The 18,093-nt window shown below is 34.3% G+C and carries 18 protein-coding genes and 2 pseudogenes; 9 read left to right on the top strand and 11 right to left on the bottom strand.

The window, feature by feature from the left end:
- Positions 1-15 precede the first annotated feature (15 nt).
- The 3 genes from ABS916_RS07785 to ABS916_RS07795 are packed head-to-tail and all read left to right on the top strand — an operon-like array spanning position 16 to position 3,134.
- The gene (locus tag ABS916_RS07785; RefSeq protein WP_350451340.1) at positions 16-1,257 is read left to right on the top strand and encodes an efflux RND transporter periplasmic adaptor subunit; all 1,242 of its coding nucleotides are present in this window, start codon (positions 16-18) and stop codon (positions 1,255-1,257) included.
- Positions 1,250-1,924 carry an ABC transporter ATP-binding protein gene (locus ABS916_RS07790; RefSeq protein WP_350451341.1) on the top strand — a complete coding sequence of 225 codons (675 nt, stop codon included), beginning with the start codon at positions 1,250-1,252 and terminating at the stop codon, positions 1,922-1,924. Before ABS916_RS07785 ends, ABS916_RS07790 begins: the two co-directional genes overlap by 8 nt.
- A gap of 4 nt (positions 1,925-1,928) precedes the next feature.
- Positions 1,929-3,134, top strand: a complete 1,206-nt coding sequence (locus tag ABS916_RS07795) for an ABC transporter permease (protein ID WP_350451342.1) — start codon at positions 1,929-1,931, stop codon at positions 3,132-3,134.
- A gap of 377 nt (positions 3,135-3,511) precedes the next feature.
- Here ABS916_RS07795 and ABS916_RS07800 read toward each other — a convergent pair whose 3' ends face one another.
- From ABS916_RS07800 to ABS916_RS07810, 3 genes are all read right to left on the bottom strand, one after another.
- Positions 3,512-3,748: a helix-turn-helix transcriptional regulator gene (locus ABS916_RS07800; protein ID WP_350451343.1), complete on the bottom strand. Its 237-nt coding sequence runs from the start codon at positions 3,746-3,748 to the stop codon at positions 3,512-3,514.
- Positions 3,745-4,053, bottom strand: a complete 309-nt coding sequence (locus ABS916_RS07805; RefSeq protein ID WP_350451344.1) for a DUF6442 family protein — start codon at positions 4,051-4,053, stop codon at positions 3,745-3,747. The genes ABS916_RS07800 and ABS916_RS07805 overlap by 4 nt, the downstream gene beginning before the upstream one ends.
- A gap of 254 nt (positions 4,054-4,307) precedes the next feature.
- Entirely contained in the window at positions 4,308-4,838 is a 531-nt protein-coding gene (locus ABS916_RS07810; RefSeq protein WP_350451345.1) for a hypothetical protein, read from the bottom strand.
- Positions 4,839-5,039: 201 nt separating this feature from the next.
- On the opposite strand from ABS916_RS07810, the pseudogene ABS916_RS07815 reads away from it, so the two are divergent.
- Positions 5,040-5,592, top strand: a pseudogene (locus ABS916_RS07815) (tyrosine-type recombinase/integrase).
- Positions 5,593-5,674: 82 nt separating this feature from the next.
- Here the strand turns inward: ABS916_RS07815 and ABS916_RS07820 are convergent.
- Positions 5,675-5,902, bottom strand: coding sequence for a hypothetical protein (locus ABS916_RS07820; RefSeq protein ID WP_350451346.1), 228 nt, complete (start codon positions 5,900-5,902; stop codon positions 5,675-5,677).
- A 169-nt stretch (positions 5,903-6,071) separates the two neighbouring features.
- On the opposite strand from ABS916_RS07820, the gene ABS916_RS07825 reads away from it, so the two are divergent.
- Positions 6,072-6,572, top strand: coding sequence for a helix-turn-helix domain-containing protein (locus ABS916_RS07825; protein WP_350451347.1), 501 nt, complete (start codon positions 6,072-6,074; stop codon positions 6,570-6,572).
- 139 nt (positions 6,573-6,711) lie between these two features.
- Here the strand turns inward: ABS916_RS07825 and ABS916_RS07830 are convergent, their stop codons facing one another.
- Both ABS916_RS07830 and ABS916_RS07835 read right to left on the bottom strand, forming a co-directional pair.
- Positions 6,712-6,954 (bottom strand): hypothetical protein, encoded by a 243-nt coding sequence (locus tag ABS916_RS07830; RefSeq protein WP_350451348.1) that lies wholly within the window; start codon positions 6,952-6,954, stop codon positions 6,712-6,714.
- A 52-nt stretch (positions 6,955-7,006) separates the two neighbouring features.
- Positions 7,007-7,198 (bottom strand): annotated as a pseudogene (locus tag ABS916_RS07835) (helix-turn-helix domain-containing protein); the annotation flags it as partial.
- 478 nt (positions 7,199-7,676) lie between these two features.
- Between ABS916_RS07835 and ABS916_RS07840 the strand changes: the two are divergent.
- Positions 7,677-7,979 (top strand): bacteriocin immunity protein, encoded by a 303-nt coding sequence (locus tag ABS916_RS07840; protein WP_350451349.1) that lies wholly within the window; start codon positions 7,677-7,679, stop codon positions 7,977-7,979.
- A gap of 986 nt (positions 7,980-8,965) precedes the next feature.
- Here the strand turns inward: ABS916_RS07840 and ABS916_RS07845 are convergent.
- Positions 8,966-9,484, bottom strand: coding sequence for a helix-turn-helix domain-containing protein (locus ABS916_RS07845; RefSeq protein WP_350451350.1), 519 nt, complete (start codon positions 9,482-9,484; stop codon positions 8,966-8,968).
- Positions 9,485-10,139: 655 nt separating this feature from the next.
- Here ABS916_RS07845 and glpK (ABS916_RS07850) point away from each other — a divergent pair.
- The 3 genes from glpK (ABS916_RS07850) to ABS916_RS07860 all read left to right on the top strand — a co-directional run bounded on the left by glpK (ABS916_RS07850) (position 10,140) and on the right by ABS916_RS07860 (position 15,050).
- Positions 10,140-11,657 carry a glycerol kinase GlpK gene (gene glpK, locus ABS916_RS07850; protein WP_350451351.1) on the top strand — a complete coding sequence of 506 codons (1,518 nt, stop codon included), beginning with the start codon at positions 10,140-10,142 and terminating at the stop codon, positions 11,655-11,657.
- Between the two features lie 170 nt (positions 11,658-11,827).
- Positions 11,828-13,342: a glycerol kinase GlpK gene (glpK, locus tag ABS916_RS07855; protein WP_350451352.1), complete on the top strand. Its 1,515-nt coding sequence runs from the start codon at positions 11,828-11,830 to the stop codon at positions 13,340-13,342.
- A gap of 43 nt (positions 13,343-13,385) precedes the next feature.
- Complete coding sequence (locus ABS916_RS07860; protein WP_350451353.1) at positions 13,386-15,050, top strand: glycerol-3-phosphate dehydrogenase/oxidase; 1,665 nt, start codon at positions 13,386-13,388, stop codon at positions 15,048-15,050.
- A gap of 331 nt (positions 15,051-15,381) precedes the next feature.
- On the opposite strand, the gene ABS916_RS07865 is transcribed toward ABS916_RS07860, so the two are convergent.
- The 4 genes from ABS916_RS07865 to dhaK all read right to left on the bottom strand — a co-directional run bounded on the left by ABS916_RS07865 (position 15,382) and on the right by dhaK (position 18,036).
- Positions 15,382-15,858 carry a DUF2798 domain-containing protein gene (locus ABS916_RS07865; protein WP_502880591.1) on the bottom strand — a complete coding sequence of 159 codons (477 nt, stop codon included), beginning with the start codon at positions 15,856-15,858 and terminating at the stop codon, positions 15,382-15,384.
- Between the two features lie 213 nt (positions 15,859-16,071).
- The gene (gene dhaM, locus ABS916_RS07870; protein ID WP_350451355.1) at positions 16,072-16,446 is read right to left on the bottom strand and encodes a dihydroxyacetone kinase phosphoryl donor subunit DhaM; all 375 of its coding nucleotides are present in this window, start codon (positions 16,444-16,446) and stop codon (positions 16,072-16,074) included.
- The gene (gene dhaL, locus ABS916_RS07875; protein WP_350451356.1) at positions 16,439-17,026 is read right to left on the bottom strand and encodes a dihydroxyacetone kinase subunit DhaL; all 588 of its coding nucleotides are present in this window, start codon (positions 17,024-17,026) and stop codon (positions 16,439-16,441) included. Before dhaL ends, dhaM begins: the two co-directional genes overlap by 8 nt.
- Before the next feature lie 20 nt (positions 17,027-17,046).
- Positions 17,047-18,036, bottom strand: coding sequence for a dihydroxyacetone kinase subunit DhaK (dhaK, locus tag ABS916_RS07880; protein ID WP_350451357.1), 990 nt, complete (start codon positions 18,034-18,036; stop codon positions 17,047-17,049).
- Between the last annotated feature and the right edge of the window lie 57 nt (positions 18,037-18,093).

Raw genomic sequence — 18,093 nt, forward strand, 5'->3', positions numbered from 1 at the left:
GTAGGATAAATCACATTGAAAAAGACAACTAAAGAAAAAATAAACCGTCCGTTTTTACAGCGTGTAGGAGATAAAAAAGGACTTTTAACCATAGGCATCATCGGGATCATCATAATCATTATTTTGATTGTCCAGTTCTTTCAAAACTCTGAAACGGAGGGTAAAGCAGAGCAAGCATACTCTGTCCATATTGTGAGAGAAGAAGATCCTATTTTATTTGATGGGAAAGTTCAAGCTGCGGAAGTTCAAGAAGAATATTATGACGCTTCAAAAGGTGTGATTGCTGAATTACTTGTAGAAAATGGACAGGAAGTAGAAGTCGGTACGGACTTGTTTACCTATACAAATGAAGAAAATCAACAATTACTAGATGAACAAAACCGTCAGTATAGTCGGTTAGAAGAGCGGTATGCTGAATTGGAGACGGAACTTGCGAATGCAAACAAAGCAGTGAATAAAGCAAATGCGAATATTGAAGAAAACAAGCGTCAAATCAAGCCTTCTAGTGAAAATAGTGAAGCAGAGATAGTAATCGACCCTGAAACTGAAGACGTTCAAACTAAATTGATAGGAGCTGAAGCAGACAAGGTAGAGGCAGAAGCAGCGATTGAAAATACTGATATGTCGCTGAATGAATTAGAGGACCAAATGGAAGACATTTCATATGAAATAGAAAAATTAAGACAAGGGGTCACTACAACGATTCAAGCTGATTTTAAAGGTGTGGTGGAACTGAATAAAGCTGATCCTACAAGCTTGCAATCAAGCGAACAGCCCGTCGTACGTCTGATGTCGCATGATTTAAAAATCGAATCTTCCGTATCTGAATTTGATTACAATAAGCTTTCAGTAGATAGTCCAGTCGACATTTATTTAATGAACTCTGATCGTGAGTTAAAAGGAAAGATTACTAAGATTGATTCATTGCCGATGCAAGCGGCAGCAGAAGGGCCTACTTCTTCTCGCTATCCCTTTGCCGTTCTTCCAGAAGAAGCGATCCAATATGGCTTTTCTGTCCAAATAGGATACAGTGAAGGCGTTATGTATCTTCCTAAAAATACAGTGATTGAAGAGGAAGACGGTACAAAAGTCGTTTACGTAAATAAAGAGGGTATTGCAGAAAAACGAGAAGTAAAGGTTTCAGAAGAAAGCAACCTTTATGTCATCGAATCAGGGCTGGAAGTAGATGAAGAAGTGTTATTAGATCCAGACGCTGCCCTTACAGACGGTGAAGAAGTTATGGTGATGTATGATTAAGCTGGAGAAGATCAGAAAAGCGTACAAAGCAGATGATGAGCTGATTCCTGTGTTAAGGAATATTGATCTTGAAGTCCATAAAGGAGATTTTTTGGCTATTATGGGACCGTCTGGATCAGGAAAATCCACCTTGTTGAACTTGATTGGATTCATTGATCGAAATTACTCGGGAAATTATTATTTAGAAGATGAGATTGTTACTTCTAAAGCAGATAACGATTTATCTAAATTGAGAAATCAAAGAGTAGGATTCATATTTCAGCATTTTAATTTGATCGAAACCATGATGATTCGAGAAAATATTGAATTGCCGCTACTTTATGACGGATGGAATTACCGGCAAACAAAAGAAAGAGTAGCGGAATTGTTGGAGAAGTTGGGTATCGGAGATAAAGGAAATAAACTTCCGAGACAATTATCCGGCGGGCAGCAGCAAAGAGCGGCAATCGCCAGAGCCATAATTAACAACCCTGACTTCATTATCGCAGATGAACCGACGGGTGCGTTAGATACGCAAACGTCTGCTGATATCATGAATATATTTAAGCAGTTAAATGAAGAAGAAGGTGTAACAATCATCCTGGTTACACATGATCCGGAAACTGTACGCTTCTGCAATCGAGTAATCCATATGCATGACGGCGTATTAACCGAAGAAGTGAGGTGAGAGTATGAACCCAACAGTGTTCTTTAAAGGAGCTTGGAACGCCTTATGGAAAAATAAAAAACGAAGCTTGTTGACGATGGTCGGAATCGTTATCGGAATCGCAGCGGTCAGTACGATTATGTCTATTGGGCGTGGATTTGAAAATTATGTCATGGAATCATTGAATCCAGACGCGGGAGAACTTTTAACGGTCGATATCCAGTTCGCAGCAGATGATTTGGATTGGATGTATGAGACAAATGACCCATTCTATTCAGAAATGGATCTGCAGATGATCCGGAACATCCCCGGTGTTCAAGAGGCAGAAATTTATCAAGCGAACTCTGACTATGTTTCTGTAACTACTATGGTAGCAGGTGAAGAAACTTACTTAGATGTGGTTATGACTGAGGATAAAGGTAGACCCGTTATTGCAGGTAGATCCATTGATATGCTGGATAACGGAAATGAAAATCGTGTAGCTGTCGTTCCCTTTTCTGTTGTAGAAGATCGATTTGAGACTGAAAAAGAGGCCGTTGGAAGAGGGATCACCCTAGACGGTCAACTTTATACGATCGTAGGAATCTACGAAAGCGAGCTAGATTCATCTGGATTGTTGAGCAGCTTTATGGCGGAAGAAATCGAACTTCCTAAAAATAGTTATCAACGGTATCATGAATCAGACATAGTTGAAGATACTGTAACAGTAACTGTATCAAGAGGCTCATTGCCTACAGATATAGCAGAAGAAGCCATTGCTATCCTTGAAGAAGATGGATCTATGCGAACAATGGGAAACTATGATCAATTTGATATGTCTGCTCTAGATGACGGCATTTCAGAAGTATTAGGGGGAATTACCCTGTTTATTGCCAGTGTAGCCGGAATATCCCTGTTTATTGCAGGGATTGGTGTGATGAATATGATGTACATTTCCGTTTCAGAAAGAACGAAAGAAATCGGCATTCGTCGTGCATTAGGAGCCTCTCAGAGAAGTATCCGCGCACAGTTTGTACTAGAAGGTGTACTGATGACAAGTATCGGAGGAGTAATCGGTTACTTATTGGGCCTTTTATTTTCTTCTATTGCAGCATCGTTATTACCGTTTTCTGTTGGAGTAGATCTGGTTACCGTTCTGATTTCTCTAGGTGTTTCCTCCCTAGTTGGACTGATTTTCAGTTATGCACCTGCTAATGCTGCAAGTAAAAAAGAAATCATTGAAATCATCTAGTAGACAAGCTTCTCTTTTAATGCAAGGTGAAGATGAAGAGCGTGCTTTTTTCTTTTTTGAATGAAAAAAATAAAGCCATTAGATTTGCATAGAAAATTGCAAATCTAATGGCTTTATAAGTTGAAAGGGAAGACTTATAACTTATAAAGCCACCTACAAACTATTTAACAATATTCTTTTGTATAATGCACGTACGTAATTATAACCTTTTCTAAATCATTTATTTCCAAATATTCTTCTGTCATTTTCCACCTCCTCATTTACAATTTTTATAAAACTTAATTATGATTACAATAAAATATTATTTATATAAAGGGAAACATTAAATTGTATAGAATCGTGTATCTAGAACTTTGTATTAACAAGGTTTTTTTTATTTAATCAAAGTAGAACAACTCTTCAAATTTTTTATCTAAAGCAATACATAATATCAATGCTAATTTTGCTGTAGGAACAAACACACATCTTTCTATTGAACCAATCGTATTTCTAGAAACACCGATCATATCTGCGAGTTGTTTTTGGGAAAGCCCTAATTCTCTACGAGTGTCTTTTAAATGATTTTTCAGTTCTAAATCTGTATCTTCTGAATAATCTTTATTTTGGTTAATCATATCGTTTCAATCACATACCAAACTAAGAACGAAATTCCAATAAAACCTGTAATAATACCATATATCAAGGTGTTTTTTTCTTTAGTTTGCTTATAACGATTAAAGCTATGAAAAGATAAAAAAGTTAATGGGATTGCACCAGTATCTCCAAAGGGCAACTCCATATATATTTTATAGATAGTTATAAGCATGATTAACATGAACATAGCAAAGAAACTTTTCTCATCACTCGTATTATTGATATAATCGTTACCTTCATCGCTCTTTTCATTTCGATAACTTTTTAATATCTTTTCTTTTTGCATAATTATCCTCCTTTTATAATGACAAGTTTGTTTGTCTGAATAAAGAATAACGCAGACAAGTCTGCTTGTCAAATATATTCTTTATTTGAACAAAAATTTTATTCATGAAATGATATAAATTCGTGTATGTAAAACCTTGTTTAATTAGTAGTTATTTTACCTTTTATAACTAGCAAAACGTATGAATTCAGTGCTTAGTAATCACGCTTTTGGTAAAAATTTTAAGGTAATAGAACAATTACCTTAAAATTCAATTAACTTGGTATGGATAAACCTATAACGTCAATATCATCAAACCTATGTATAAGATTTAATTCTTTATTGGCTATATCGTACTCATAAAAGTCGCAAGGTGATTGCAAATTTACATTCAATTTTACTAAAACAAAATAACTATCACTAACTTTAAAAATCTGAAATTCCCAAATATCATGTTCTATTTGCTCTGCTGATTGAAAAATCCCTGTCATTATTTCATCATTATCTACACTATTTCCTGAAGAATCTGTAAGTACAATTTCGTTTATCTTATTATGAACTTTGCTGTTAGAAATACAAGAGGTAAAGCTAGTTGAATCTGCGGTATATAGCTCAAAATCTTCACTTTTAAAAGTATCTGTTTCCTTGATACTTCCATGAGAATAAATAGAAACATACTCTATTTCTCCAGACGTTTCATTTTTTGTTACTAGATTAACTAACAAATCCTTAGATGATATGTATAAGCTTGATACAATGATAACGATAACTACTAAAAATAAAATTAGTTTGAATTTATTTTTCATAATTTCTTATCTCTCCTTACTGAGCTATCTTTTATTATATATTGTTTCTTTAAAATATTTCAATACATGAAATTAGATAAAAACGGGTATCCGGAATCCTATTCCAATAGGGTTCTTTTTTTATAACGCCCTTCAATACATGATTATATGGTATAATAAACAAAATCATGTATCACTTTTGTGAGAGGAGAGGGCTTTTAAATGAGTTACAACGTCCAACCATTACGGACTCAACAAGAAATAAACGACTTTTTATTCTGTTTGAGGCGCAATAAAAACGCAGATCGGGATGTTTTTCTGTTTTTGATCGGCATTAATAGCGGTTTGCGCATGTCGGATATCGTAAAATTGAAGAAACAAGACCTGATTTCCTCAAAAAAGTCCCCGAATCGTCGAGAAAAAAACAGGAAAAACCCGTATTGTGTATTTAAGTAGTTTGCAGGACTTGATCCAGGAGTATACGAAAGACCTAGAACCAGAGGATTATTTGTTTCCCAGCACCAAAGGCGGACATATAGAAGTGAATACGGTCTATCAGATGTTTCAAAAGGTCGCTAAGCTGTTAGGAAGAGACGATATTGGGACGCACACGCTGCGTAAGACGTTTGGGTACCACTATTACAAGAAAACTAAAGACGTGGCCACACTAATGGAAATATTCGGTCATAGCAGCGAAAAAATTACTAAGCGCTACATTGGGATTATTGAAGATGAAATTAGCGAAACGTTATTAAATTTTAGATTAGGTTTTTAAATTAAAAAAGACTATAAAATTAATAATTTATAGTCTTTTTAGTTTTTAGATTAGTTTAAATTAACTCAATAAAATTAGATTTTTATTTATTATTTCCTCTATTTTTAATAACAAATACTTTGATTGCTGCACCTATAAGTAGTAAAGGAATAGCCCAAACAAAACTAGATAAAAATTCTGAATTAAACGCGTTTTTTATTGTTTCTTTGTTGTTAAGCATAAAAATAAATCTAGTACCTAAAAGAACTACTACAAACGGTAAATAATAATAAGCAAAGGTTTTAAGAAATTTTTTCACTTTATCTGACAACTGTTTTCCTTCTTTCTATTCATTAATCCTACTATAGTCAATTAAATAATGACTAAGTAAATGTTGATTTTAAAGGATTAGTAATCTCTTTCTATTGTTATCTCTCTATTTAGAAAGTAACTTTAATAGCAGGATCAGTTTTCGACTACATAAAATTTAGGGAGGAACTATGGAAATAAATCTCATTTTGAAACAAAAAAGAAAAGAGCTAAAGTTAACTCAAGAACAAGTAGCACAAAAAATATATGTCTCTCAAAAATCAGTTTCAAATTGGGAGACAGGGAAAACATTCCCTGATATTTACAGTTTAATTCGATTAGCTCAATTATACGACTTATCTTTAGATCATTTGTTATTGGAGGAATCCGAAATTGTTGAAGATATAGACAAAAAAATTAAATTCGCTTCAATTTTTAACAATGTATGGTTTTTTATTATAGGAGGAACGCTGGGTTATGTATTGATAGCCAATACTTTTTTTAATGAGCCTTTAACTGTTTTACATGTTATACGTGGAGTCATTATTTTTAGTGTCTATTATCTTTTCAGCAATTATTCAAAATCAAAAAAGTATAAGTATCTTTTTGATAGTTTATTTCTTATTGGTTTAAGTGCCTTACTAACTATCTTATGGAGTTTGATTCGTTGGGCTGTCGTTTCTGGTCTGTAAGTTTAATAAATAGAGTTAGTCTTAGAAAGACATTCCATAATTGAGAGTTAGGTAACTAAAAACGCATAGTGATACTGAAATAGTGTTAGTAGTTTGATCTTTCATTTACTTCGTAAACTACTGTAGTAAATGAAATTAATTATCTTTTAGAGACATCTGAAATAATTAATACTCCTCCAATTATCAAACCAATAAACAGCCATACTACTACAATAGTAAGGATAAGTACTCCAAGTACATACCTTGGTGCGTGGCTTAATTCATTGAAAAGTTGACTCGTTTCTCCATAATCAAAAATAAGTTTTTTTATTATATTGAATCCTATAAAAAGTAAGGCATATAAAAAACCTTCTTTTAATCGGCTTACTTTAGTTTTTTCCATTTTAATTGTTACTCCTTTAATTTTCAGTCCGGACTATCTATTATTAGGGCTTCTCTTTTAATAAATGGTCAGTTGAAACTTGATAATAGGTACTTAATTTAACAAGGTTATCTAAGTCAGGATAGCTGATGTCATTTTCCCATTTTGAAATGGATTGTCTTGAAATATGTAACTCTTCTGCTACATCGTTTTGAGAATACCCTTTTTTGACTCGACTACTTTTTAATTTTTCGCCTAATAACAATGTTCCTCCTCCTTATCTTTACTTATTTCTATCATACTGAAAGTAAGGATCAATGACTATAACGTGCTGGTTTACAAGGTAGCAACCATTGGTTGCTACCTTGTAAACCAGCACGTTCTTTTAGTTTTAGTAGATTAAGTAGATAATAAGATTAGGAATTAGGTAGTGAGGAGATTAACTATGGGAGATATTATAATGAAAAAAATAACTAAAAGAAGTTGTTATCAGATTGTATCAATTCTTATTTTTTGTGGGGCTATTGTCTCCTACGAAAATCAGATTCAGAAAACTAAAAAAACTAATTAATCCTGTATATCAAATAACAAATAAACTCTATAAACATATGAATTGAGTTTTTTTTGATAGTGGTTTTTGACCTATTTAAGTAGTCTTTTGTAGTTCTATTCCCGTTTATTTGACATTGAGTTTATTTGAGATACGATTAATTTATAATAAAACTATAAAGGGGTATTATCTTATGGCTAATCAATCAAAAGAACTTGTCCATAACTTGTACAATAGTATTTCGCAGTCTGATTTAACAAATGTTGAAGATTTAAAAGAAGTTCTTCTAAAAGTTTATTCTAAATTAGATGACACTAAAGAAAATGTCAGTTTAATTAATCGATTGGTAAATTATATCTATTTTACCGCTATGACAGAAAAAATTAAATTTAATGAGGAGCAGCAAAACCTCATCAGTAAACTAAATGATATTGGTGGAAAAGCTGGAGTGAATGGTACCTATCGTTCTCCGATAGGTAGTAAATATTCTTTTTAAGAATTTAATATAGAAAGTGTTAGTGAATCAGTATTATCGCTGGATCACTAACACTTTTTTATTAGGTTCCGAAATAGAGAGCAAAGTAACTATAAACGTATAAGACCATTGAAATTGACGTTAGTATGTACATAGCTTTTTCTAATGTTGTTAGTGATTGGATCTTTCGTTTTTTTCGTAAACTTCTATAATAAATGAGTGTACATAGAAGCAGCAAGATTGTTGCTGCTGTTTTGATATTTTCTAATAAAGTAATCACTAGTAATTCAGCTCTCCTTATCTTACTTTTATAGTTATCAGTTAAAAAACAGTTCTTTATAATGACAAGTGTAAAGAACTAATAGGTAAACTTAAAGGTAAAAGGATTAGGATTTTTTTAATCGAAAAAAAAGTAGAGTATTATTTTTTACGATTATAGATTGTTTGATTGAGATTTTAAGTATTTTATATATAAATAAAATTAATCCAAAGTCTAAAGCTAAGTAAGTTAATTGACTTAAAATAGTACCAATAGCAGTGTGAAGCACGTTATTCAAAAGAAACGTTAAAACAAATTGATAAGGAAGCAAAGCAAGGAAATGCTAAAGCTAAAAAATTATTACAAGATGGGAGATTAAAAAAATAAAAATACCTTCTGAATAATTAACTATCATCCAGTTATTAAAAAAAAGCAAATTTATTCTAGGACACTTAACATAAGTTCCAAACTTGAGTTATACTTTAAGGAAGAATAATCTAAATAATCACCTTTAATCTTCCTTAATTTGCTGCCTTAATTATCTCTAATTCCATACAGAAATGGTTTACACATAATCCATTTTGCTTCGGCAAAAGCCTTCACAGGGAGTTTTAAGAGTTTACAATTGAAAGTAGACAACGCTACGTAAGCCACATATTACATGAAACGAAAGTTACTAATTGGCGAAGCATCCACAAACTTAAGAGCTAAATTATCTGGCTGTACTATTTCTATAACCTATTAAGGACTACTCGCCCAAGTATTCAACAGTGGTTGTTCCTCCCCACCCTAATGTATCTGTTACAAGACTATAAATAACGAATAGATTAACGAGCAAACAACAAGCACACGCGAAGTAAACAATCTTATGCAGTGTGTTTGTTTTTTTGTTTCGTTTGATCACAATGGGCGCTACAAACAAGCCATATGGAGCAATTAGACAACCCATACAAGTAAGAATCAATAGTATGAGCCCTTCGTCTTTAATAGTATTTCCACGAATAAAATCTAATTTTTGAACATTTTTTTCAGTTTCCTCTTTATTTTCCTCTATTTCTTTTTTGGATTTCTGATTTCCTTTTAATAAGTCGTCAATCGAAACATCGTAATAGGTACTTAACTTTGCTAGATTATCTAAATCAGGGTAACTATTGCCATTTTCCCATTTTGAAATGGACTGTCTTGAAATATGTAAATGTTCCGCTACAGCTCCTTGTGAATACCCTTTAGTCATTCTGCTTTCTTTTAATCGTTCTCCTAATCCCATCGTTCTTCCTCCTTAGTTTCCTCTCTGTTCTATCATACCGAAAGTAAAGATCATTGACTATAATTGGTGGCTTTAAATAAAAATAGAGTCAATTTGGTATTTGATTAATTTATATAATAATCTACTTACTTAACATAGAAACCCATTAAAAAAAGTGCACGCCCCATCCATAAGGGCACAGCAGTCCAAATTGTGAAAATAGAGTGATCTAGGTCAAAATAAAAAGCAGAACTCCGATTTAATTAATGGCTGTAGCGACCCTTAAAAATGATCCCGAAAACGGTTTATTTTCTCTATTGAAATAAAATGAGGAAATAGTCAAATCTTAGGGAAAATTAACGAATAAAAAGAGGAATTGAATAATCTTTTCACATAAATAAGAAAGTAAAGCCTGTTCCTAGAATCCAATTGAACTTTAAAGCATAAACAAAAGGAAAATCAATTTAAAAATACAGTTATAGATAATGAATAAATAAATGAATCTCGGTTTAAGTTAAATTTCATAGTCTGATTGTGAAAAAAATACTTGAAATTGTAAAAAATCGGTTACATTCTTTATGGAAAGGCTAAGGTGAATCGCTTTACAAGTGTTTTCTTTAGCGGTACATTATGGGTGAAACGCTTGAAAGCGTATTACATTATTGGAGGGAATAAAATGACAAAAGAATATATTATGTCGATTGATCAAGGTACTACCAGTACTAGAGCAATCATATTTGATAAAGCAGGAAACCCCAAATGGAGTTCTCAAAAAGAATTTACTCAACATTTTCCTCAACCAGGTTGGGTAGAGCATGATGCGAACGAAATTTGGATTTCAGTTTTATCAGTCATTGCAGGTGTGTTGATTGAATCTGGATTAAAACCATCTGATATTGATAGTATTGGAATTACCAATCAACGTGAAACAACCGTTGTTTGGGATAAAGCAACTGGTAGACCAATTTACCGCGCCATTGTTTGGCAATCAAAACAAACAAATGATATTGCAGATCAATTAAAACAAGATGGACATACAAAATTAATTAAAGATAAAACAGGATTAGTAATTGATTCTTACTTCTCAGCAACTAAAATCAAATGGATCTTGGATCATGTTGAAGGATCAAGAGAACGTGCTAAAAAAGGTGAACTGTTATTTGGAACCATTGATTCTTGGTTGGTTTGGAGATTAACAGGCGGAAAAGCGCATGTTACTGATTATTCAAATGCTAGTCGTACGATGCTGTTTAATATTTATGACCTTAAATGGGATGAAGATATTTTAGCATTGTTAGATATTCCAAAAGAAATGCTGCCAGAAGTAAAATCCTCTTCAGAAGTTTATGGCAAAACAATTCCAGAACATTTCTATGGGGGTCAAATTCCCATTGCCGGTATGGCTGGTGACCAACAAGCTGCTTTATTCGGTCAAGTAGGATATGAAAAGGGAATGGTTAAAAACACTTATGGAACAGGTGCATTTATTATTATGAACACCGGAAAAGAACCGATTAAATCAGAAAATGGATTGCTTACATCGATTGCTTACGGTTTAAACGGTGAAATCACTTATGCCCTAGAAGGTAGTATTTTTGTTGCTGGGTCAGCACTTCAATGGTTAAGAGACGGAATGAGAATGTTTAGAACAGCTCCAGAATCAGAAGAGTATGCAAAAAAAGTAGAGTCAACAGAAAATGTGTATGTCGTACCAGCATTTACAGGATTGGGAGCCCCTTATTGGGATCAAGATGCTCGTGGAGCAGTCTTTGGTTTAACACGTGGTACAACGAAAGAACACTTCATCAGAGCAACACTTGAATCATTGGCTTACCAAACAAAAGATGTTGTAGATACCATGAATAAAGAATCAGGCATTCCAATTAAAACATTGCGCGTGGATGGTGGAGCATCGAAAAATGACTTCTTAATGCAATTCCAAGCAGATATTTTAGATACTAAAATTGAACGTTCTAAAATTAGTGAAACAACAGCTTTAGGTGCTGCTTATCTTGCTGGGTTAGCGACAGGATTCTGGAAAGACCAAGATGAGATCAAAAAATATTGGGAAAAAGATGCGACATTTGAACCAAATATGGAAGAAGAAGAACGTGAAGATTTGTATACCGGTTGGCAATCAGCTGTAGAAGCCACTCGAGTATTTAAACATAAATCTAAAAGAAAAGATAAATAAAATCTAGCGGAAATAAACCGTTATTTTTGAGAAATTTAAAATTTAGGGATAGAATGAAAAAGCACATCTTTTATTTGGGATGTTCTTTTTCATTCTATTTAAACTGTTAAAAGGGAAATAAAAAATACTATATAGTCGAAAAAATATGGTTATTATTTAGGAGGCAACATATGAGCAAAAAATATATCATGTCAATCAGTCAAGGAACAGATATGACAAAAGCCATTTTATTTGATGAAAAAGGCAATCAAAAATGGAGTTCACAAAAAGAAATCACACAAAATTTTCCTGCTCCAGGTTGGGTAGAACAAAATGCAAATGAGATATGGCTATCTGTATTGTCTGTTATTGCAGGAGTATTAATTGAATCGGGAGTAAAACCAGCAGATATCAATAGTGTGGGCATTACCAATCAACGTGAGACAACTGTTGTTTGGGACAAAGCAACGGGTAGGCCTATTTATCAAGCTATCGGATGGCAATCTAAGCAAACCAATGAAATCGCAAGACAATTAAGAGAAGATGGTCATGAAGACTCTATTCATAATAAAACAGGATTAGTAGTTGATTCTTATTTCTCAGCAACTAAAATCAAATGGATATTGGATCATGTTAAAGGATCAAGAGAACGTGCTCAAAAAGGCGAATTGTTATTTGGAACAATCGATTCTTGGTTGGTCTGGAAATTAACAGGCGGAAAAGCACATGTTACCGATTATTCAAATGCTAGCCGTACGATGATGTTTAATATCTATGACCTAAAATGGGATGAAGATATTTTAGCATTACTAGATATTCCGAAAGAAATGTTGCCAGAAGTGAAATCTTCTTCTGAAGTTTATGGAACTACCGTACCCTCACATTTTTATGGTGGAGAAGTCCCAATTGCGAGTATGGCAATTGACCAACAAGCAGCTTTGTTGGGACATGAAGGACATGAAAAAGGGATGGTTAACGCAACCTATGGTACTGGTGCTTTTATTATTATGAATACGGGTACTAAGCCAATTAAATCAGACAACGGATTATTGACTTCTATTGCCTATGGAATTAATGGTGAGATCACTTACACGTTGGAGGGGAGTATCTTTGTGGCTGGATCCGCATTGCAGTGGTTAAGAGATGGACTTAGAATGGTTAAAACAACTCCTGATACTGAATCGTATGCTGAAAAAGTAGCTTCAACGGACAATGTCTACGTAGTGCCTTCATTTACTGGTTTAGCAGCACCTTATTGGGATCAAGATGCACAAGGATCAATCTTAGGTTTAACTCGTGGAACAACGAAAGAACACTTTATTCGTGCGACATTAGAGTCTCTTGCATACCAAATAAAAACAGTTGTAGATACGATGAATGAAGAATCAGGTATTCCAATTGAAGTGTTACGCGTGAATGGCGGAGCGGCTCAAAACAACTTTTTAATGCAATTTCAAGCCGACATGTTAAATAAACGTGTTGAACGCCAAAAAGAAACCGAAACAGCAAATTTAGGAGCTGCTTATTTGGCAGGTTTGGCAACAGGTTTTTGGAAAGATGGAAATGAAGTTAAAAAAACTTGGGAAAAAGATGCCGTATATGATCCTAACATGGAAGAATCTGTGCGAGAAGATTTATATGACGGTTGGCAATCAGCTGTTGAAGCAACAAAGGCATTCAAACACAAACCTTTAAGAAAAAAATAAACTTTAATCAGATGTGTTTAAAATAGTTAGAGGAGGAAATCATATGGCATTTTCAGCAAAAACGAGACAAGAAAATATCGAAAAATTAAAATCCACTCAACTGGACCTACTTATTATAGGAGGGGGCATCACTGGAGCTGGGATCACTGTAGAAGCTGGAGCTAAAGGTTTAGCAAATGGTTTAATTGAGATGGGCGATTTTGCATCAGGAACAAGCAGTCGTTCAACAAAATTGATTCATGGTGGATTACGTTACTTGAAACAATTTGATGTGGAAAATGTTGCAGAGGTTTCTAGGGAACGTGAAATCATCTATAACAATGCTGCACATATTGTTCATCCCACACCTATGATATTGCCTATCTATGATGAACAAGGCGCTTCATTTTCTTCATTTTCTGCAGAAGTAGCTTTGAAATTATATGATGAATTATCGGATGTTCAAGAAGAATACAAAAATTACTTTTTAGATAAAGATGCTACTTTAGAACGTGAACCAGCGCTTAAAACGGAAGATCTGTTACAAGCTGGAGTTTATCTAGATTACACTTCGGATGACGCAAGAATCACGACAGAATTAATGAAAAAAGCGAATGAATTTGGTTCCATCATTGCTAATTATGTTAAAGCTGTTGATTTTATATTTGATGATCAACAAAAAGTAGCTGGTGTAAAAGCCCAAGACGTAGTGACTGGGGAACAATTTGACATCAAAGCTGACATTATTATGAATGCTACAGGCCCGTGGTCAGATGAAACAAGAGAAAAGAGTGAAGCAGACTCTGAACAAAGAATGCGCCCAACAAAAGGGGTTCATTTAGTGGTTCCTCAAGAACGTTTGCATGTGAATGGTCCTATTTATACTGATTCTAGTTTTTCCGATAATCGAATGATTTTTATTATTCCACGTAATGGAAAAACATACTTTGGAACAACGGATACGGACTATACTGGTGATATCAACCATCCAACAGTTTCCCAAGAAGATATCGACTACTTGTTAAAAGCGGTAAATTATCGATTCCCAGAAGCTAAGTTGACCGTAACAGATATTGAAGCAAGTTGGGCTGGATTGAGACCGTTGATTGCAGAAAGCGGCGGAAAAAATCCATCAGCAGTATCTAGAGGAAGCTCATTAACAGAATCTGAAAATGGGTTAATCACGATTGCGGGAGGGAAATTAACCGATTACCGTAAGATGGCTGAGGGTTCGCTAAAATTAATTTCTAAACGCTTGAAAGAAAAAACGGGCAAAGAATACCCTGAAGTAGATACCAAAGTTGTTAAATTATCAGGTGGAGATGTTCCTTTAGGAAGTAAATTTGAAGCTTATGTTGAAGAACAAGCTAAAAAAGGAATAGAAGCAGGTCTCTCAAAAGAAGAAGCAGAAAAATTAGTTAGATGGTTTGGGTCAAATGCCAGCGAAATTTTTGATCGAGCTAACTCTTTCACAAAACCTGCTAACCTAGATTTAGGGGATGCGTTATTCCTTGTCTACACTTTAGAAAATGAAATGGCTCTAACACCTACAGATTTCTTTGACCGTAGAACAGAAAGCATTTTATTTGATCATCACCATGTCCTAGATATAAAAGAAGCTGTTGTTGAATTTATGGCTGATTACTATCAATGGGATGCATCAACAAAAGAAAAAATGGTTGCAGAATTAGAAGAAACGATTGCTGAAGCCGATCTTTCAAATTTATAACAAACTAAGAGAGGGTGAGATAAAAGTCTTATCCTCTTTTTTGTATCCTACTTCTTATTTTAAGAGGTGTTTCAAAAAATTAGTGTTTCCTTCACGAATAAGTGGCACGGAAAATCGGGCTCACTTGTCCATGAAACGGCGCTACACGGAAGAGTAAGCAACAAAATCAGCACCACTTTTCCATTCAACAGCACTAGATGGAAGAGTGATGCACAAAAGAGTCATCACTCTTCCATCAAAGTAGATTCTTTGGAAAAGTGAAGAAAAGAAACTTGCCTTTCCATGAAAAAGGAAAGGTAAGTTTCTTTAAGTTCATTTTAATGATAAGAGCTTAATCAAAATCTATAGAAGAGTTGTCGTCTGCAATCGTGCTGTTTTCTTGGCGCTCATGTAATTTTTTCATAACAAATCGTGCAGGCGGTTGAGCAATCAAAAGCTCACAGAACAAAGCAATTGAAAAGTTTCTAGGCCAATGTGATAAGGATTCAAATGAAGATAAGTTGAATCCTTTTCCAATCATAGTGCCAAGTACTGTCATAATCAATGACATCCCAATAACCGTAAAAAAGATGGTGAATAATATTTTTGCATTAAATCCATCGGTATCATCGGAAAAAGAGTGCACTAATTTTTCTGCAATACGCCCAATAACGAGTACTTCTAGCAACATAGCAATGATCAAGATAATAGGGAAAGACTTGAGAATAATCATGAATACTTCTGTATCAAGCTTTCCAAATTCTAGGCCAATGTTTACTGTACTCATAATAATAACAGTTATCGTACAAATAATGAGACCGTATAACATTCCTTCTTTGGCATTGTGGGGCAATCTGTTTTCTTTAACTTCTTTAATAATGAAAAACTCCTTTTTTTTGTGTATCTATAAAAAGTGTATCAGAAAGTATAGCTCTTTCGTAAGTGATATTTTCATGAAAGTTACATGAAAATATCACTACGATTTTTAATCAAATTAAAGAACCGCTCTCCATTATAGAAAGCGGTTCTTGGTTAAATGGTATTATTTTATTTTTAAGGTGCTCAACTGTTCTTCAATAGCTTCTAGTGGAGCTTCCGCTTGCAATAAAGCAGCTGCAGTATAGGCACTTTCAATTAAAGCAGTGTCATATAAGTTAACGGTCTTATCAGAGGTTTCAATCGCTAATTCTAAATTCATTTTAGCGCTTCCTAAGTCATAAAAAGCCAGAATCTTTTCTTCTTCAAATGAAGATAGAGCTTCTTCAATTCGATCAAAGCTGGTTCCAATTCCGCCTTCGGGAGTTCCACCAGCACTTTTAACAGTGACATCTTTAGCAACTTCGCTAATTAATTTAGCTAAGCCATCAGCAATTTCGGTTACATGAGAAACTAACAATACACCGTATTCTTTACTCATCGTAAACACCTGCTTCCATCATTGTTTTAAATAAATAGCTGCTTGACATAGCACCCGGGTCAATGTGACCGATAGAGCGGTCACCTAAATAAGAGGCGCGTCCTTTAGTAGCTTTTATGTCTTTAGTTTTCTCAACAGATTCTTCAATAAAAGCATTCGTTAACGTTTTTGATTTTACAGCTTCAACAACCGGTGCCCATTCATCGACCATAGTCTTTTCTCCTGCTACGGCTTTCCCACGTTTTTGAATGCCTTCTAATCCGGCTTCTAAGACGGTTGCTAGGTCATCGCTATCTTGACTAGCTTTAGCCATGCCAATAAAAGCAGAGCCTAGTAGTGGGCCTGAAGCACCACCTACTTTACTAACTAAAGTCATTCCAGTTACTTTAAGAAGATCGGGTAACGTTTCAGGGTTTTTGGTTTGTAATGCTTCAGTTAGTGCGTTAGCTCCGCGAGCAAGATTGTTTCCGTGGTCACCATCACCAATAGCCGTATCTAATTCGCTAAGATAATCTTTATTCTCTAAAATTTGTTCAATAAAAAGATCGATCCATTTTCTTGCTGTTTCTTGAGTTAACATAAAATTTTATTCCCCTTTCTTTACCATGCAATTGTTGTTACGGGTTCATTTAAATACTCTAACCAACTCGAGTCTTCAAGTTTAACTAAGGTTAGAGAAAGACCTTCCATATCGATAGAAGTCATGTAGTCGCCAACTTTTCTGAAGTCTAACGTTAATCCTTCATCTGTTAACAATTGTTTCACATCATTCATAAAAATAAATTGTTCCATCAATGGAGTTCCACCCATACCGTTAACTAAAACGGCAAATGAATCACCTTTTTGCCATTGAAATTCTTTTTTTAATTGATTAACAAGTTCTTTAGCTAGTGCAGCAGAGGGCTGAAGTTTTTCTCTGCGGTAACCAGGTTCGCCGTGAATTCCTACGCCAAACTCAATTTCGTCAGCTTCTAATTCAAATCCTGGTTTGCCAACTTCTGGTACAGTAGCAGGATTTAAAGCAACACCTAAAGATTTTACAGTTGGGATAAGTTTGTCTGCTAATGCTTTTATTTCTGTTAAAGATAAGCCTTTTTCAGCAGCAGCACCTAAAATTTTGTGAACTAATACAGTACCCGCAATTCCACGTTTTCCAGCAGTATAAGTGCTGTCTTCAACGGCAATATCATCATCTACTACGATATAATCAACTTCAATGTCTTCCATTTCTGCTAACTCTTTAGCCATATCAAAGTTCATAACATCTCCAGAATAGTTTTTAATAATTAAGAATACGCCTTTTCCTTCATCACTAGCTTTAATACCTTCTAAAATTTGGTCAGGAGTTGGAGAAGTGAACACTTCACCGCAAACAGCAGCTGACAACATTCCTTTTCCAACAAAACCTGCGTGAGAAGGTTCATGCCCGCTTCCACCACCACTCACTAAACCAACTTTTCCAGTGTGTTCAACTTTACGATGAATGACAGATGTTTCAGGTAAGCGTTCAACTAAATCTTCATAGGCAAAGGCTAAGCCATTCAGCATTTCATCTAAAATATTCGATGGATCATTGATGATTTTTTTCATTTTTTCCAGACCCCCTGAGAATTTTTTAATTGACTTCATTATTATTGTAACCGTTAT

It is taken from the genome of Carnobacterium sp. (assembly GCF_040274945.1).
In the GTDB taxonomy this organism is placed as follows: Bacteria; Bacillota; Bacilli; order Lactobacillales; family Carnobacteriaceae; genus Carnobacterium_B.

Bases quoted from the DNA above. Each gene is read 5' to 3' on its own strand.
- ABS916_RS07790 (WP_350451341.1), top strand. From the start codon at position 1,250: ATGATTAAGCTGGAGAAGATCAGAAAAGCGTACAAAGCAGATGATGAG.
- ABS916_RS07795 (WP_350451342.1), top strand. From the start codon at position 1,929: ATGAACCCAACAGTGTTCTTTAAAGGAGCTTGGAACGCCTTATGGAAA.
- ABS916_RS07800 (WP_350451343.1), bottom strand. From the start codon at position 3,748: ATGATTAACCAAAATAAAGATTATTCAGAAGATACAGATTTAGAACTG.
- ABS916_RS07805 (WP_350451344.1), bottom strand. From the start codon at position 4,053: ATGCAAAAAGAAAAGATATTAAAAAGTTATCGAAATGAAAAGAGCGAT.
- ABS916_RS07810 (WP_350451345.1), bottom strand. From the start codon at position 4,838: ATGAAAAATAAATTCAAACTAATTTTATTTTTAGTAGTTATCGTTATC.
- ABS916_RS07825 (WP_350451347.1), top strand. From the start codon at position 6,072: ATGGAAATAAATCTCATTTTGAAACAAAAAAGAAAAGAGCTAAAGTTA.
- ABS916_RS07830 (WP_350451348.1), bottom strand. From the start codon at position 6,954: ATGGAAAAAACTAAAGTAAGCCGATTAAAAGAAGGTTTTTTATATGCC.
- ABS916_RS07840 (WP_350451349.1), top strand. From the start codon at position 7,677: ATGGCTAATCAATCAAAAGAACTTGTCCATAACTTGTACAATAGTATT.
- ABS916_RS07845 (WP_350451350.1), bottom strand. From the start codon at position 9,484: ATGGGATTAGGAGAACGATTAAAAGAAAGCAGAATGACTAAAGGGTAT.
- glpK (WP_350451351.1), top strand. From the start codon at position 10,140: ATGACAAAAGAATATATTATGTCGATTGATCAAGGTACTACCAGTACT.
- glpK (WP_350451352.1), top strand. From the start codon at position 11,828: ATGAGCAAAAAATATATCATGTCAATCAGTCAAGGAACAGATATGACA.
- ABS916_RS07860 (WP_350451353.1), top strand. From the start codon at position 13,386: ATGGCATTTTCAGCAAAAACGAGACAAGAAAATATCGAAAAATTAAAA.
- ABS916_RS07865 (WP_502880591.1), bottom strand. From the start codon at position 15,858: ATGTTATACGGTCTCATTATTTGTACGATAACTGTTATTATTATGAGT.
- dhaM (WP_350451355.1), bottom strand. From the start codon at position 16,446: ATGAGTAAAGAATACGGTGTATTGTTAGTTTCTCATGTAACCGAAATT.
- dhaL (WP_350451356.1), bottom strand. From the start codon at position 17,026: ATGTTAACTCAAGAAACAGCAAGAAAATGGATCGATCTTTTTATTGAA.
- dhaK (WP_350451357.1), bottom strand. From the start codon at position 18,036: ATGAAAAAAATCATCAATGATCCATCGAATATTTTAGATGAAATGCTG.